The following is a 16,766-nucleotide window of genomic DNA, read 5'->3' on the forward strand; positions in this document are numbered from 1 at the left end:
TCATAGTTATGCGTTTTTGTGCATTTATATAATTGTTACGGCAAAGGTGGCCAGCAGTAAATACTTACGTATCCCCAACCACCGGAAGCGTAGATCCTCCAAACGGCATAACGAGTACGGAAGCCTCCGCCCCTAATTCCTCAAAGGCCTGATCGACAGCCTCCTGAACGGACGAGAACGGTGTCATAAATATATTTCTGACAAATTCTTTCTCCATGTGAGAGACGAGAAATACCTTCGCATGTTCCAGAACCATGGCGATCGCCGCGGCCTTATGCCCGCCCAGCTGGAAATCGGTCTCGATGCGCTTAATTAAGTCGGAAGGCCGGTCCGCGCGGAGCATCCATTCCTCAAAGACCCGTTCGCCCATACCCTCCCGGCAGGAGCCGACCAGGACGATGATTCCGTTCTCTTTAACCGCGTATTTACCATTTTCCAGGGCTTTCTGGGTCTGATAGAGATTCAGATCCTTTGGAGCGCCTCCCTGGGATACCAGGACGATGTCCGCCTTGCGGCTGATCTCTTTCCGGTAAAAACGGTCCAGAAAACGGCAGCCAGCCCTGTGGGCCGTGATGATATCTCCGCAGACGGAGTAGACGATCTGCTTGGTCTCATCCAGAACCACATTGACAATAAAGTCAACCGGACAGCAGACAAGAGCGTCCTCCAAGTCCTTCCGGAGGGAATTGCCTTCCAGCTTGCCGGCGCACGCATCGGGTCTGACCATGCGGGAGTGGTTGGCCTGGATCGCCGCCCTTGTGGAGACTCCCGGCATGATAGCCTTTGCTCCGCCGGAATATCCGGCGAAATAGTGGTATTCGATGTTGCCCAGACAGATACGGCAGTCCGCCTCTGCCACAGGACGGCAGATGTCTACGGGAGTGCCGCCGGGAGTGGTGCCCATGTGAACGAAATCAAATTCCGAGGAATCGACACAGCGCACCTGGCGGTAGACGGATTCCCCGACGAGATGGAGCTTTTCTTCCTCTGTCTGTGTCCGGTGGCTGCCGAGGGCAAATACGATGGTTATCGATTCCGGTTTAACCCCGGCCGCATACACGCGTTCCAACAGCTGCGGGAGAACGACGTGAGAGGGCATGGGGCGTGTGATATCGCTTGTTACAATGACAATTCTTTCCTTTCCTTTTACAATCTCCTCCAGGGAACGTGTTCCGATCGGATGGGAGAGTGAACGATTCACTTCCTCCGCCCCGGTGGTGGCGACGGTTACTTCATTGGGATAGAGAATTCCGTCTACGTTTTTATCAGGCAGCTCCACAATCTGTGGGGTGGTGCCGAAGCCTATTTCCAGTTTCATACAATCAGTTCCTCACTTTGCGTGCGACTTCGCTGCGGACCGCCGCTTCTCCTACGGCTCTGGCGACGGCAGCGCTGACTCTTTTATCCAGTGGATTTGGAATAATACAGTCACGAGACAGCTCTTCATCGGTTACCAGACCGGCGATAGCCGCTGCGGCAGCCATTTTCATATCCTCGTTGATATCGGAAGCCCTGACGTCCAGCGCTCCGCGGAAGATTCCCGGGAAGGCTAAAAGGTTGTTGATCTGATTCGGGAAATCGGAGCGTCCGGTGGCAACAACACGGGCGCCGCCGGCTTTCGCCTCGTCCGGCATAATTTCGGGAACCGGGTTAGCCATGGCAAATACGATAGAATCCGGTGCCATGGTGGAGATCATGGCCGATGTTGCAATCCCGGGGGCCGATACTCCGACGAAGATATCTTTGTCTTTGATAATTGTCTCCAGCGGACCGCGTTCCTGGCGCGGATTGGTGACAGCGGCCATCTCCTGCTGGGCCGGATTCATAAAGGACTCTCCGGGGGCCAGCGCCCCGCATTTGTCCGTCATCACGATGTCACGGAAGCCGTGAGACATGAGGAGGCGGCAGATGGAGATTCCGGCAGACCCGGCGCCGCTGATCACGACCCGAGCAGTCTCTTTCTTCTTTCCGGTCAGCTTTAATGCGTTGATGAGACCTGCCAGCACGACGATGGCCGTCCCATGCTGATCGTCGTGGAAGACAGGGATGGAAAGCCGCTCTTTCAGTCTTCGTTCAATTTCGAAACACCTGGGGGCGGAAATGTCCTCCAGATTGATGCCGCCAAAGGTGGGGGCCATGCATTCCACGGTCCGGATGATCTCATCCACGTCCTTTGCAGCCAGACAGATGGGAAATGCATTGACTCCGGCAAATTCCCGGAACAGGATGCATTTACCCTCCATGACAGGCATGGCGGCTTCTGGGCCGATATCACCGAGGCCAAGTACCGCGGTTCCGTCTGTGACGACGGCTACTAAGTTTCCGCGGCCGGTGAGTTCATAACTCTCCTCAGGATTACGGTGGATCTCCACGCAGGGCTGGGCGACTCCCGGCGTATAGGCCAGCGATAAAATTCTCCATGATTATTAATCTGACAAAGGGCGAGATCCTGTTCTGCAAGGGAAATCCCTGTGAGTTGGAGTATGAGAAGTATCGGATATAGGTCAGAGAAGTGTCCGGATCTATGCAAAAGCGTATGACTTTTGGCGGCAGAGAGAGCCTTAGTGGCTCTTTCTGCCGCTGTTTTTTCGGTGAGATTATTTTATGCAGTCGTGATATCAAGGCGGCCTTTTAAGGAATCAGACAGAGGTCCGGCTCCAGAATTCTTCCATATATCTGACTGCGGCGGGGGAGTCCAGTTCCAGCTTTTCAATCAGCTTTTTACGGGTATCATCATAGGAAAATCCTGTTTCCCGACAAATGGAAATCAGAGCGCCGGCGCCTCTTTCGATCCCTCTTTCTATGCCCTTTTCAAATCCATCTTTCACCAGCATTTGACCTAATGGTGTCATGAATAGCACCTCCTTTACCTGGTTTAAATCGTCTTTTGACAGAAACTTGTTTGCAAGTGTATACAGGACTGCCTGCATCTTTTTTAAATCTGTCTCTGATATAGCGCCGGATTTAGTGATCAGCTGATTTGCCAGAATAATCCGGTCTTTTTGATTCGTGGTACCAGACATCAATGTGGTGAGCAGCAGGGGGACAAGATCAGAATGTTCCAGCTTTTCTGCTTTTCAAACAGCCTGGCAAGTAATTCATCCGCGTCTTTGTCTTTCAGACGAATCGGGATGATCCGGTAGGTGTTGTGTCCGGTCTTTAATTCTGACAAGATTTCCTTTACGGTTGATGAACAGATCACGTAAGTCGTGATATCGACGTGACAGATATACGCGGTGACTGCTTCATAACTGCGAAAGCGGCGCAGATCCTCCTCCTTGATACTGTCGCTCTCAAACTCCAGATGAATCCAGCTTTGGTCAGGCTTAATGAAGTTAAAGTCTTCATATAGCTGCTTCGCTTCCAGATGGACAAATTCCGTTTGCCCGACTGTTACCGGTTCCGCAGTGATTTTTAAGTATGACAGCAGTTCATCTCCGAAAAACTGCATGGCGCTCTTTAAGACAAGATCTTCCGCCGGAAAGTTGTCCGGTATATCTTTGGAGCCGCCTGCATCATTCGTATTGCTCATATAGCCTCCGTTTCCAGCTATATAAGAACCTATCTCCATTATAATGTTTTTTTCAAAAACAGACAATATCCCTGCTTATTTTTTGGTGTTATTTACATTGATTTTTGGTAAATGGGGATTCTTAAGTCCGAACGGACGTAGAATGCCATATGAATTGGGCAGAAAGGAATGCGGACAGAAACCGGATTCCTGTGGCGATAGCTTCTTATAAAGGCTATCATCGGTTTTGTGATAGTAGTATAACATGGACAGGCGGCCTGGGACAAGCTGTTTTTCCATCATTTTTAAAGGGCTGAAATTGTCTGGAATTTATGTTATACTGGTACGAGAACTGGCTGTCCGGCACAGTGAGACGTTGAGACTCCAGATGGCACAGGAATAAAGCGGAATTCTTTTAGGAGGTAAATGCATGAAGTGGAAGCGAATTCTTCTATGTACGCTGTTTACCGGGGCTCTGACAGCAAGTGAAGCAAGCGCTGTGCTGGCGAATGGAGACTGGAACAGGACAGAACAGGGAGTTCAATATCTGCAGGACAATGGTGAGCCGACGATCAATTCATGGGTTGAGGTGCAGGGAGAATGGTACTATTTAAATCGGGATGGCTATATGGATACCGGCTGGCTGTGGGATCAATGCCTATGGTATTATCTGGAACCGGATGGGCATATGCTGCGAAATACCCGGAAGGTATTCCATGGAACCAGTTATGATTTTGATGCTTCCGGTGCATGCAGTCAGACAAAAGAACCCGGTGTAGAGGAATCTGCCCTTTCTCCAGCTGCATATTTAAACGAAAGCGGAAGTATATTTACAAACGAATGGGCTGATTATCAAATCACCTTTCCGGGAGGCCACGCTGAATGGTCCATTCGGGATTGGGACAGAAGTCAGAATTATTTAGATTTTGTTGTGGATTCCAGAAGCAATTTCAGTATGGAGCAGGGGAAAAGCCTGGCCCATTTGATGATATGTTATGAGGATACCGAGTCCCCATCTTCTGATTATTACGGCTACACTCCGAAAACCTGTTTAGAGGAGATGAGCCGGCAGATCATGGCCGGCGGGACTCCTTCCACCATAACGGAGAGTGTAATGCTGGGCGGATACTCCTATATAAAGCTATCCTTGTCGGCCGATGTTAACGAGGATATCTATTGCAGGGAGATCGGATCTCACCTCATGTTTCTGATTGCTCTTTACAGCGATGGCAGAAGTGAATCCATCACAGAGATATTAAACAGCATGCAAAAAGTGGACAACCGGCAGTAAACGGGGTCAGGAAGGAAATAAACAAAATGAAATCTTTAGTAATAGCAGAAAAACCGTCGGTGGCGCGTGATATTGCCAGGGTCCTTCGCTGCGGAAGGAATCAAAACGGCGCGCTGGAGGGCGATCAATATATTGTAACCTGGGGGCTGGGGCATCTGGTGACGCTGGCGGACCCGGAAGATTACGACCCGAAGTATAAGACGTGGAAGATGGAAGACCTTCCCATGATGCCGGAGCAGTTTAAGCTGGAAGTGATCAAACAGACGGGAAAACAGTTCAGTGCGGTCAAGGCGCAGCTTCAGAGGAAGGATGTGGGCGAGATCATTATCGCCACAGATGCAGGCCGGGAGGGGGAACTGGTGGCCAGGCTGATCCTGGAGAAAACCGGATGCCGGAAGCCGATCAAGCGACTCTGGATTTCGTCTGTCACGGACAAGGCCATTAGGGACGGATTTGCGAAGCTGAAAAACGGCCATGAATACGACAATCTCTATGATGCCGCCATGTGCCGGGCGGAAGCAGACTGGCTGGTGGGAATCAATGCTACCAGAGCTCTGACCTGCAAGTACAATGCGCAGCTGTCCTGCGGCCGTGTTCAGACTCCGACCCTTGCAATTATCGCCAGCCGGGAGGAGGAGATTAAGAATTTTGTGCCGAAGCCCTATTACGGAATCGCGGCAAAGAGCCAGACACCACCGCTCATACTGACGTGGCGCGACGAAAAGTCAAAGAGCTTCCGCTCCTTTGATAAGGAACGGGTGGAAGGAATTATGAAGAAGATCGAGGCTGGCAGCGGCCAGGGGCTTGTAACCGAGGTAAAGCGTATTCCGAAGAAGACGTATGCACCGCAGCTCTATGATCTGACAGAGCTTCAGCGGGAGGCAAACCGGAAGTTCAATTATTCGGCCAAGGAAACGCTCAATATCATGCAGCGGCTTTACGAAAATCACAAGGTCCTGACGTATCCCAGAACGGATTCCAGATACTTGAGCTCGGATATCGTACCGTCAATCAAGGAGCGCCTGGAGGCCTGCGGCGTGGGCCCGTACCGGAAACTGGCCGGGCGCCTGATGAATCAGAAGATTGTGGCTAAGCCGTCTTTTGTGGATGATAAGAAGGTATCGGACCACCATGCCATCATACCGACGGAGCAGTTCGTACAGCTGGACCATATGACTGTGGAGGAACGCAAAATCTATGACCTCGTGGTGCGAAGATTCATCGCCGTTCTCTATCCGCCTTTCGAGTACGAGCAGACGGAGCTTACGGTAGAACTGGCCGGTGAAAATTTTGCCGCAAAGGGCAGGATTGTAAAGAGCGCCGGATGGCGGGAGGTCTATGAGGGGCAGGATGACGACGAGGATGACGGGGAGGATTCGGAGCGGCAGGAGATACGCGCGCAGAAACTTCCGGATGTAAAGAGAGGGGACAGGATTCCGAAGCTTTCCGTCACAATGACGGAAGGAAAGACGAAGCCGCCGGCTCCATTTAACGAGGCGACACTGCTTTCTGCTATGGAAAATCCCACCGCCTATATGGAATCGAAGGATAAAGCTATGGCGAAGACGCTGGGAGAGACAGGCGGTCTGGGTACCGTCGCCACCAGAGCAGATATTATTGAGAAACTGTTTTCCAGCTTCTTGCTGGAGAAACGGGGGAAGGACATCTGCCTGACCTCTAAGGCGAAACAGCTTCTCACCCTGGTTCCGGAGGATTTGAGAAAACCGGAACTGACTGCTGACTGGGAGATGCGGCTGTCGAAAATTGCGGATGGAAAGCTGAAGCGTGCCGCCTTTATGAAGGATATCCGCTCCTATTCCAATGAATTGATCTCCCAGATTAAAAGCGGAGAGGGCCAGTTCCGCCACGATAATGTGACAAATACAAAATGCCCTGTCTGCGGCAAACGGATGCTTCTCGTAAAAGGGAAGAACAGCGAGATGCTGGTGTGTCAGGACAGGGAGTGCGGCCACAGGGAAACCGTAGCCAGAACCAGCAACGCACGCTGCCCGGTCTGCCATAAGAAGATGGAGCTGCGCGGAAAAGGAGACAGTCAGATCTTTGTATGCAAATGTGGTTATAAGGAAAAACTGTCATCCTTCAAGGACCGCCGGGCCAAGGAGGGCGCAGGCGTATCGAAAAAGGACGTGGCCAAATATTTAAACCAGCAGAAGAAGGAGGCGGAGGCGCCGATCAACTCAGCGTTTGCGGATGCGTTTGCAAAATTAAATTTGGATAAGAAGAAATAATGGAATAGTAACGCCGCAAGTCTTTCAAGCGCCCCCTATTTATGCTATACTGTAAACACTTAGCGGCTAACAAAAACAGTTATAAAGGAGAAGGATATGGATTACAGGACATATTTGAAGAACTACCCGGACAAAGACGGGCGTTTTGGCCCTTATGGAGGCGCTTATTTAACGGATGAACTGATCCCGGCTTTTGAGGAGATTGCAGACGCATACCAGACGATCTGCCACTCCTCCCAGTTTATCAACGAACTGCGGAGAATCAGGAAGGAGTTCCAGGGCAGGCCGACGCCGGTCTACCACTGCGAAGGTCTCTCCAAAAGCATCGGCAACTGCCAGATCTATTTAAAGAGAGAGGACTTAAACCACACAGGGGCTCATAAGTTAAACCATTGCATGGGCGAGGGACTTCTGGCGAAGTTCATGGGAAAGAAGCGTCTGATCGCGGAGACAGGAGCTGGCCAGCACGGCGTGGCTTTAGCCACGGCTGCGGCTTTCTTTGGCCTGGAGTGCGAGATTCATATGGGGGAAGTCGACATTGCGAAGCAGGCTCCCAATGTGACGAGAATGAAGATTCTGGGCGCCAAGGTGGTGCCTGTGACACACGGTCTCAAGACCTTAAAGGAAGCAGTTGATTCCGCTTTCGAATCGTATGCGAAGAATTATAAGGACTCGATCTACTGTATCGGTTCCGCGCTGGGCCCGCATCCATTCCCGTTGATGGTGCGTGATTTCCAGTCAGTCGTGGGATACGAGGCGAGAGACCAGTTTTATGAGATGACAGGGATGTTCCCGGACGAGGTGTGCGCCTGTGTCGGCGGCGGAAGCAACTCCATCGGTATGTTCATTCCGTTCCTGGATGATCCTGTGGACATCACCGGCGTGGAGCCTTTAGGCAGAGGCGAGAAGTTAGGCGACCACGCGGCTTCCATGAAATTTGGAGAAAAGGGCATCATGCATGGCTTTGAGAGCATCATGCTGAAGGATGAGAACGGAGAACCGGCGCCGGTATATTCCATTGCCAGTGGTCTGGACTACCCGTCGGTAGGACCGGAGCACGCATTTTTACATGACCTGGGCCGTGTGAAATACGAGACAGTCAGCGACGAGCAGGCCATGAAAGCTTTCTTCAAACTGTCCCGCTATGAGGGAATCATCCCCGCGATTGAGAGCTCCCACGCCGTGGCATACGCGATGCGCAGGGCGAAGGAGATGAGACAGGGTTCGATCCTGGTGTGCTTAAGCGGCAGAGGCGATAAGGATATTGACTATGTGGTGGAACATTATGGATATGGCGATCAGTTTTTAGACTAACTGTGAGACTGCCACGTACAGTGAGGGGAGGCCGGTAAACGGTCTCCCTTTTCGAATTGTAAAGGACGCTTTATTTCTTAGTAAAATTTCAGTAAATATTTACTATTTTCATTGACTCTGGAAGATAATGGAACTATAATAAAATTGAAAGGTGAGGATATAAAACATGGCTACAATTAAAGAAATTTCTCAGCTGGCGAGCGTCTCGAGTACGACGGTATCACGTGTGCTGAATCAGGATGACACCATTGTGGTAAGTCCTGAAGTAAGAAAGAAGATATTTAAAATTGCCCACGAATTAAACTATGTCCCACCCAGAATGCGGCATGCGCAGAAAGAAAAGGAAATTGTCATAGGAGTTGCGGATTGGCACATCATCAGGAAGGACAGGCCGAATATCCGGATTTCTTCTCTGGACTGCATTGCAAAGACCATGGCGGAAAAGACCGACGTGAAGTTTGTACGTATGGACAAGGCGGCACCGTCACATTACGACGGAATCATCGCCTTTGGTGTCTTCTCCGAGTCGGAGATGGAGAGTCTGCGGATGCAGAGCTTTGCCATCGTGTTTATTAATTCGGATCCCAAAGACTACGAATACGACTGTATCGTCATGGACTTTACAAAGGGAATTCGGGAGATGCTTTACTATCTTCTGGACAGAAAGCAGTACCGGAGTGTCGGATACATAGGCGGACTTTATGAAGAGGGAGATTTGCGCATCGGTTACCGGAGACTGGAGGGCTTGAGAGAGACCTTCCGGGAGCGGGGCTGTTACGATGAGAATCACTTCTTTATCGGGGAGTTCAGCCGGGATGGCGGATACGAGCTTGCAAGACAGGCGGCAGCGTCGGGGCATTTGCCGGAAGCTGTGCTTTTAGGCAGCGACGAGGTGGCCGAAGGGGTGCTGGAGGCATTTTTTGATGCGGGGCTCCGGGTACCCAAGGATGTGGCCGTGGTGATCTACAAGGATATCGAGACACTGGAATCCCAGTGGCCGACGTACACCAAGGTTCGTATGTTTCCGGAGATTGTCTGGCAGACAGCGATCAAACTTCTCCTGGAACAGATCCAGGGCGGACGCAGCGACAACATGACAATTTATCTTCCCACCAAGCTAGAGGTTGGCGACAGCGCATAACGGTAACCCCAGAGAAGATGGATCAGGTAAAGGAGAGCGTTATGAAAAAATCAGTTTCTGTAATGATGGCAATTGCACTGTGTGCAGCAATGGTCAGCGGATGTTCAGGATCCGGCGGACAGAAGGATACCGCAGCGGACACGAAGGCTGCTGTGGAGACGACCGCTTCCGGAGCATCGGAGAAAGCGACTGAAGAACAGACGGCCGCTGCGGAAAACAAGAAGATTGACAAACTGAACGTATACTTCGTTCCTTCCAGAGAACCGGAAGAGATTGTAACGGCAACAGAACCATTAAAGGATATGTTAAAGGCAGAACTCGCTAAGGAAGGGTATGATATCGGCGAGGTGGTTATCACAGTAGGTACCAGCTATGAGGCGGTAGGCGAGGCACTCTCCGCTGGAACGGCGGACATTGGATTGATTCCAGGCGGTACCTATGTGCTTTACGACGATGGTGCCGATGTAATCCTGACAGCAACCCGTGACGGACTGAGCAAGAATTCCGACAGCGCCAAGGACTGGAATGACGGTAAGGCGACGGAGCCGACAGACCAGCAGGTTACTTCCTACCGTGCGCTGATGATCGCAGGACCATCTGAAAAAGGGCAGGAGCTGGCAAAGAAGGTTAACAGCGGAGAAGCGCTGACCTTTGATGATTTAAGCAGCGCAAACTGGAGCGTGATGTCTTCCTCATCACCGGCCGGATACATCTATCCGTCTTTATGGCTTCAGGAGAACTTTGAGAAGAACATTCTGGATCTTGGACATGCGGTTCAGTCCGATTCTTACGGCAGCGCATTTGCAAGACTGGCTTCCGGACAGGTGGATGTCCTCTGTACATACGCAGATGCCCGCAGAGACTATGAAGAAAAGTGGAATTCCGAGTATGGAAGAAGCGGATCGATCTGGGAAGAGACGAATGTGATCGGTGTAACTCCTCCAATCTATAATGATACAGTCAGCGTAAGCAAGACTTCCAAGATTATGGATGACGCCTTTAAGACAGCCATTCAGAATGCCTTTATCAACATTGGAAAGACAGAAGAGGGCAAGAAGGTAATCGCCATTTACAGCCATATGGGATATGAGCCTGCACAGTCTTCCGATTACGATAATGAGCGCGCAGCACAGAAGATGATTCAGGAATTAAATGCCAAATAAGCGATAAGCACGATTATTAAGGAGGCACCGTAAAGAAATATGGTTTACGGCGCCTCCTTTTGGGTTTCCATGAGAAAATACTAAAGTCGAGGTAGGAGCATGATTGAATTTGATAAAGTAGGAAAGACGTACCCCAATGGTTTTAACGCACTGAAGGATGTCAATTTAAAGATCGAGCAGGGAGAATTTGTGGCGATCATTGGCCTTTCCGGCGCCGGGAAATCCACGCTTCTGCGGACCATTAACCGGATGCACGACATCACCGAGGGGAAGCTTACTGTGGACGGAACCGATGTGATGCAGCTGAAAGGTAAGGAACTCCGCCGTTTCCGCAGAAAGATCGGCATGATCTTCCAGTCGTTTAACTTAGTGACCCGGACAAAGGTCATCAATAATGTGCTGATGGCAAAGGTGCCGGATCTGTCCTTTATCCGGGCGCTCTTCGGGATCTATCCGAAGGAGGACAGGCTGGCGGCCCTGGAGGCTCTGGATAAGGTGGGGATTCTGGACAAGGCGTTTGTGCGCGCGGACCAGCTATCCGGCGGGCAGCAGCAGAGAGTGGCCCTGGCGAGAACCCTGGCGCAGAATCCGCAGATCATCCTGGCGGATGAGCCGGTGGCATCCTTAGACCCGGTAACGGCCAAGCAGGTTATGGAGGACTTCCAGAGGATCAACAAGGAGATGAATATCACCATTCTTCTTAACATTCACCACGTGGAACTGGCACTCACGTACGCCAGCCGCGTGGTCGGCATCCGTGCGGGCCAGATCGTCTATGACGGCCCCGTATCCGATGTCAATGAAGAGATCCTGAACAATATCTACGAAGGGAAGCTGGAGCAGGAGGTGGCCGGATGAGTTTATACGACAAGGTCTTTCCGCCGAAGAAAATGACGATTTCCAATGGTAAGACAATTGAAAAACCGGCTTCGCGTCTGCCTCTCGTTGCGGTTATCCTGCTGATTATGACGGCCATCTCCGTGAAGATAACCGGATTTGACTTGAGGGTTCTGGCCGAGAGGGGAAATCAGTTTTTCGTCATACTGGGCATGATGATCCCGCCGAGGGTCTCCTATATGTCACAGATCTGGAAACCGCTTTTTGATACCATCAAAATGTCACTTTTAGGCACGGTGGCCGGCGCGGTGCTGGTGGTACCGTTTGCCATGGCGGCTTCCACCAATGTGATTAAGAGCAGGCTGGTGATCAGTGTCATGAGGCTGTTCCTGAGTATTGTTAGAACGCTTCCTACGCTGGTAACCGCTCTGATCGCTACCTATGTATTCGGACTGGGCACTCTGGCAGGAACCACGGCGATTGCCATCTTCACATTCGCCTATATGGGGAAAATCCTGTATGAGGAGATCGAGACGGTGGATATGGGCGCCTTCGAGGCGGTGGAAGCTATCGGGGCTACGCGGGTCCGTGCATTTGTCAGCGCAATTATTCCGCAGGTGCTCCCATCCTACATCTCCAACGGCCTGTTCTGTTTTGAGGGAAATGTCCGGTACGCCGCGATCCTCGGTTACGTGGGCGCGGGCGGCCTGGGACTGATCCTGAATGAAAAGCTGGGCTGGAGAGAGTATTCCAGCGTCGGCATGATCCTGGTGATGTTGTTTCTTACGGTATTCATCATCGAATCGGTGAGCCGTTACTGCCGGAAAAAACTGGTATAGAGGGGAGAGCGGAAAATGAACAAACAGATTGAACAAGCATATAAAGATCGTCCGCGCAGCACGGTATACCAGATTGTGGTATCGGTGATCGTGGTGGCCCTGATCGTATGGTCCGGTTCCGCGGTGGAATTCACGGGAGGCGGAGCAAACGGCGGGCAGATCGCCTTAAACATTTTAAAGGGAATCTTTCATCCCGATCCAAAGCTGCTCTTTAACTTTACCATGCAGGGCGTGCCCTACCTTCTTCTGGAGACCGTCTGCATCGCATTTTTGGGTACACTGGTGGGCGCGGTACTGGCGATCCCGTTTTCGTTTCTGTCCGCATCGAATCTGATGCCGGCGCCCATCGCCTGGCTGAGCCGGATGGCCATCATGGCAATCCGTACCGTGCCGGCGTTTGTCTATGGACTGATGTTTATCCGTGTCAGCGGGCCTGGGGCATTTACGGGACTTTTGACCATGTCCGTGTGTTCCATCGGTATGGTGTCCAAGATGTATATTGAGGCAATCGAGGATCTGGACATCAGAATTCTGGAGTCGCTGGACGCCTGCGGCTGCAATACGATGCAGAAGATCAGGTATGGAATTCTGCCTCAGCTGATTCCGAATTTTGCATCGACGGTCATTTACCGTTTTGATATTAACTTAAGAGATGCCACTGTGCTGGGTCTGGTAGGCGCGGGCGGTATCGGCGCACCACTGATCTTCGCCATGAATTCCTATCGCTGGAACGAGGCGGGAGCCATTCTGGTGGGACTGATTGTGCTGGTTCTGATTGTGGAATACATTTCCACGAGAATCAGGGTAAAACTGACGAGGGGATAAACATGAGAAAGACAGCAAAAATTTATTATACATCAGATGTCCACGGATATCTTTTCCCTTCTGCATACACGGAACGGAGCGAGAAGCCGGCCGGACTGTTAAACTGCATTGCCAATTATCAGAAGGACGGGAATACGCTGGTCCTGGACGGGGGCGACACGCTACAGGGGTCCCCCATGGCCATTTACCTGTCCGCGGGCAGGAAGGAAGGCCTGGAGGCGGAACATGCCATTGCGGATGTCTTTAACGCCGGCGGTTACGACGCGGTGACTCTTGGAAATCATGATTTTAACTTCGGATATGAGTATCTGGAGCATCATTTAAATGCCTTAAACGCGCGCTGCATCTGTGCCAATGTCCGGGACCGGAAAGGCCGCCTGGGAGTGATATCCAGCCAGGTGTTTACCATGGAAAATGGTCTGCGGATGGGAGTAACCGGCGTGGTAACCGATTTTGTCAATGTGTGGGAACAGCCGGGGCATATGAGGGATTTGAAAGTGACCGACGCCTTTTCAGCGGCAGAACGGGAACTGGAGCGCTTAAAGGCGATCTCGGATGTGACGGTGTGCATCTATCACGGCGGCTATGAATGTGATCTGGAAACCGGAGACCTGCTGAGTGAGAGCGGGGAAAATGTGGGATGCCGGATCCTTCGGGAGCTGGATTTCGACGTGCTGCTGACCGCTCATCAGCACATGATGGTGCCTGCCAGGAAGATAAACGGGACCACAACGCTGCAGCTTCCGGCAAATGCGGTCTGCTATGCAAAGCTGGAAATCGCCTGTGAGGCTGGAGAAGTGTCCGTCTCGGCCTCGATCAATCCGGCGGGAGAGATTCATGATGAGGAACCGTACCGGTCCCTGCTTCCGCTGGAGCAGAGGGTTCAGCAGTGGCTTGACGAGAAGGCGGGCAGCCTGGAGGAGGATATTCCCCGGCAGTCCAAGCTTGCGATGGCGCTTCAGGGTTCCAGGGTAGCCGATTTCTTTAACCAGCTCCAGCTGGAATATTCGGGAGCGGATATCTCCTGTGTGGGGCTGGGGAACACACCGATGGGTCTGGAGAAACGTGTGACGACACGGGATATCGTGTCTGTGTACCCGTTTGCCAACACACTGGTGGTTCTGGAAGTGGACGAAACGGTGATGAAGAAGGCACTGGAACGGTGTGCGGAATATTTCACCGTGGAAAACGGAGAAGTGCGGGTTTCGGACGTATTTTTAAAGCCTAAGGTCGAGCACTACAATTACGACTTCTTCGCCGGGATTTCCTGTGAGTTCGATCTGCGCAGACCGGTGGGAGACCGTGTGACGAAGCTTCTGTATGACGGGGCCCCCATTGGCGGACGGAAGCTTACGCTCTGTATGAGCGATTACCGTGCCAGCGGGACGGGCGGCTATGATTTCTACCGCAAATGCCGGGTGGTGAAACGGATCGGCTCCGAGGTGCCGCAGATGGCCCTTCAGTATTTAAGAGAGCATGAGACTGTGCAGATAAAAACAAGGAGCGATCTCTCCGTGGTATGGTAACGGTAGTCAATGCCCTGAATTTATATAACTGTAAGTTATAAAAGATATGTAAATAAAATATAAAAAAAGTATAAACTTATTATTGATTTCTATACTGTAAAGTGATAAACTCCATTTCATCAGAGGTTTGGAATGAAAAAGTGAAAATTTGTCCCCAGGCGCCTTCCCGACTGGAAGAAGCGCTGCGGATAAAGACGGGGCTTACGCGCCGCATGACTGCCGCCCGACAGGCGGTAATAAGCGAACAGCGGAAGGGGCGTTTCTTTTTTACTCCGGAACTTCTGGCCAGACACAGGAGGAATTGGTCTGGTTGAAGAAAAAGGAGAGACAGAGTATGAATGGCTTAACAATGATGATTCTTGCCGTCGTAGTGCTGGGCGGCGCGTACCTGATCTACGGGAGGTATCTTGCAAAGAAATGGGGCATCAATCCGGATTCCAAAACGCCCGCCTATGAGATGGAGGACGGTGTGGATTACGTTCCGGCCGATACCAACGTGGTATTTGGCCACCAGTTTGCATCAATTGCCGGCGCGGGGCCGATCAACGGACCGATTCAGGCGGCGATGTTCGGATGGCTTCCTGTTATGCTCTGGATTCTGCTGGGCGGCGTGTTCTTCGGCGCAGTACAGGATTTTGCCTCCATGTATGCCTCCGTGAAAAATAAGGGCCGTTCCATCGGCTATATCATCGAACTCTATATCGGAAAACTTGGAAAACGGCTGTTTCTGCTGTTTACCTGGCTGTTCTCCATTCTGGTGGTAGCGGCATTTGCCGATATCGTGGCGGGTACCTTCAATGGTTTTGACGCCAACAAAGCCACGGTGACTGCCAACGGCGCGGTTGCGACGACCTCGCTGCTCTTCATCGCATTTGCCGTGGGACTGGGCTTTTATTTGAAATATACGAGATTCCCCAAGATGCTTAACACACTGTTTGCAATCGCGCTTCTCGTACTGGCCGTAGGCCTGGGGCTGGCATTCCCCATCTATGTGCCGCAGAGCGCATGGCTGATTTTCGTATTTATCTACGTGATCATTGCCTGTGTGACACCGGTATGGGCGCTTTTACAGCCTCGTGACTACTTAAACAGCTATCTGCTGATCGCCATGATCGTGGGATCGGTGCTCGGCATCTGTGTATACAATCCGTCTATGAATCTGCCTTCCTTTACAGCCTTCAAGCTGACCGCGGCCAACGGGAGCGTCTCCTACTTATTCCCGGCGCTGTTCGTCACCATTGCCTGCGGCGCTGTATCGGGTTTTCATTCTCTGGTTGCCTCAGGAACGGCTTCCAAGCAGATTAAAAATGAAAAAAACATGCTTCCGGTATCCTTTGGAGCCATGCTTTTGGAAAGCCTTCTCGCCATTACGGCGCTGATTGCGGCCGGATTCGTCGCCACACAGGAAGGACTTCCGGCAGGAACGCCGCCGCAGCTGTTTGCACAGGCTATTTCCATCTTTTTGACAAGCCTGGGGCTTCCTGAGTCCGTCTGCTATACGTTAATCACTTTGGCGATTTCGGCGTTTGCGCTGACGAGTCTCGATTCCGTAGCGCGTGTGGGACGTATCGCGTTCCAGGAATTCTTCACGGATGACAGCATCGCACCGGAGAATCAGTCACCGCTTAACAAGGTTCTGACCAATAAGTATTTTGCCACCATCCTGACACTGGTGCTCTGCTATGCGCTTTCCCGTGCCGGTTACGCCAGCATCTGGCCGCTGTTCGGTTCGGCGAACCAGCTGCTTTCCGCACTGGCCCTGATTGCCTGCGCCGTATTTTTAAAGAAGACGAAACGCCAGGGCGCCATGCTCTGGGGGCCGATGGTGATCATGCTCGGCGTCACATTTACGGCTCTGGCTTTAAAGATCACGGAGCTGGTGACTGCACTTTCCGGCCAGTTTGTCTTTGGCAATGCCCTGCAGCTGGTATTTGCAGTACTTCTTCTGATTCTGGGTGTGATTGTAGCCTTTGAGGGGATTAAGAAGCTGATCGGAAAAGATGTGACTTCAGAAAATACAGAGACCGCAGATACAAAGAAGTCTGCGGGAGAAGTCGTTGCATAGATAAG

13 protein-coding genes and 1 pseudogene are annotated in these 16,766 nt (G+C 51.6%); 10 read left to right on the plus strand and 4 right to left on the minus strand.

What is annotated here, in order from left to right:
• Nucleotides 1-64: 64 nt before the first annotated feature.
• The 4 genes and pseudogenes from larAH6 to H8S75_RS32820 form a co-directional block, all read right to left on the minus strand.
• A complete protein-coding gene (larAH6, locus tag H8S75_RS23420) occupies nucleotides 65-1,318 on the minus strand; it encodes a nickel-dependent malate racemase, LarAH6 family (RefSeq protein ID WP_187023613.1) in 1,254 nt (417 codons plus the stop codon).
• Between the two features lie 4 nt (nucleotides 1,319-1,322).
• A pseudogene (locus H8S75_RS23425) lies at nucleotides 1,323-2,411 on the minus strand (NAD(P)-dependent malic enzyme); the annotation flags it as partial.
• A gap of 228 nt (nucleotides 2,412-2,639) precedes the next feature.
• Nucleotides 2,640-2,852, minus strand: coding sequence for a hypothetical protein (locus H8S75_RS32815; RefSeq protein ID WP_243270421.1), 213 nt, complete (start codon nucleotides 2,850-2,852; stop codon nucleotides 2,640-2,642).
• 170 nt (nucleotides 2,853-3,022) lie between these two features.
• Nucleotides 3,023-3,532, minus strand: a complete 510-nt coding sequence (locus tag H8S75_RS32820) for a hypothetical protein (RefSeq protein ID WP_243270422.1) — start codon at nucleotides 3,530-3,532, stop codon at nucleotides 3,023-3,025.
• A gap of 409 nt (nucleotides 3,533-3,941) precedes the next feature.
• Here H8S75_RS32820 and H8S75_RS23435 point away from each other — a divergent pair, with 409 nt between their 5' ends.
• From H8S75_RS23435 to H8S75_RS23480, 10 genes are all read left to right on the plus strand, one after another.
• The gene (locus H8S75_RS23435) at nucleotides 3,942-4,802 is read left to right on the plus strand and encodes a hypothetical protein (protein ID WP_187023614.1); all 861 of its coding nucleotides are present in this window, start codon (nucleotides 3,942-3,944) and stop codon (nucleotides 4,800-4,802) included.
• A 26-nt stretch (nucleotides 4,803-4,828) separates the two neighbouring features.
• On the plus strand, nucleotides 4,829-7,051 hold the full coding sequence (locus H8S75_RS23440; RefSeq protein WP_187023615.1) for a DNA topoisomerase III: 2,223 nt from the start codon (nucleotides 4,829-4,831) through the stop codon (nucleotides 7,049-7,051).
• A 96-nt stretch (nucleotides 7,052-7,147) separates the two neighbouring features.
• Nucleotides 7,148-8,365 (plus strand): tryptophan synthase subunit beta, encoded by a 1,218-nt coding sequence (gene trpB / locus H8S75_RS23445; protein ID WP_187023616.1) that lies wholly within the window; start codon nucleotides 7,148-7,150, stop codon nucleotides 8,363-8,365.
• A gap of 166 nt (nucleotides 8,366-8,531) precedes the next feature.
• Nucleotides 8,532-9,506 (plus strand): LacI family DNA-binding transcriptional regulator, encoded by a 975-nt coding sequence (locus H8S75_RS23450; RefSeq protein WP_117622574.1) that lies wholly within the window; start codon nucleotides 8,532-8,534, stop codon nucleotides 9,504-9,506.
• 41 nt (nucleotides 9,507-9,547) lie between these two features.
• On the plus strand, nucleotides 9,548-10,669 hold the full coding sequence (locus H8S75_RS23455; RefSeq protein ID WP_187023617.1) for a phosphate/phosphite/phosphonate ABC transporter substrate-binding protein: 1,122 nt from the start codon (nucleotides 9,548-9,550) through the stop codon (nucleotides 10,667-10,669).
• A 99-nt stretch (nucleotides 10,670-10,768) separates the two neighbouring features.
• Nucleotides 10,769-11,527 carry a phosphonate ABC transporter ATP-binding protein gene (phnC, locus tag H8S75_RS23460; protein WP_187023618.1) on the plus strand — a complete coding sequence of 253 codons (759 nt, stop codon included), beginning with the start codon at nucleotides 10,769-10,771 and terminating at the stop codon, nucleotides 11,525-11,527.
• On the plus strand, nucleotides 11,524-12,345 hold the full coding sequence (phnE, locus tag H8S75_RS23465) for a phosphonate ABC transporter, permease protein PhnE (protein ID WP_187023619.1): 822 nt from the start codon (nucleotides 11,524-11,526) through the stop codon (nucleotides 12,343-12,345). The genes phnC and phnE (H8S75_RS23465) overlap by 4 nt, the downstream gene beginning before the upstream one ends.
• Before the next feature lie 15 nt (nucleotides 12,346-12,360).
• On the plus strand, nucleotides 12,361-13,170 hold the full coding sequence (phnE, locus tag H8S75_RS23470) for a phosphonate ABC transporter, permease protein PhnE (protein ID WP_002602045.1): 810 nt from the start codon (nucleotides 12,361-12,363) through the stop codon (nucleotides 13,168-13,170).
• A gap of 2 nt (nucleotides 13,171-13,172) precedes the next feature.
• The gene (locus H8S75_RS23475; RefSeq protein WP_187023620.1) at nucleotides 13,173-14,696 is read left to right on the plus strand and encodes a bifunctional metallophosphatase/5'-nucleotidase; all 1,524 of its coding nucleotides are present in this window, start codon (nucleotides 13,173-13,175) and stop codon (nucleotides 14,694-14,696) included.
• 334 nt (nucleotides 14,697-15,030) lie between these two features.
• Nucleotides 15,031-16,761: a carbon starvation CstA family protein gene (locus H8S75_RS23480; RefSeq protein ID WP_187023621.1), complete on the plus strand. Its 1,731-nt coding sequence runs from the start codon at nucleotides 15,031-15,033 to the stop codon at nucleotides 16,759-16,761.
• The last annotated feature ends 5 nt before the right edge of the window (nucleotides 16,762-16,766 follow it).

Origin of the sequence: Hungatella hominis, assembly GCF_014288005.1 — a bacterium.
Taxonomy (GTDB): Bacteria; Bacillota; Clostridia; order Lachnospirales; family Lachnospiraceae; genus Hungatella; species Hungatella effluvii.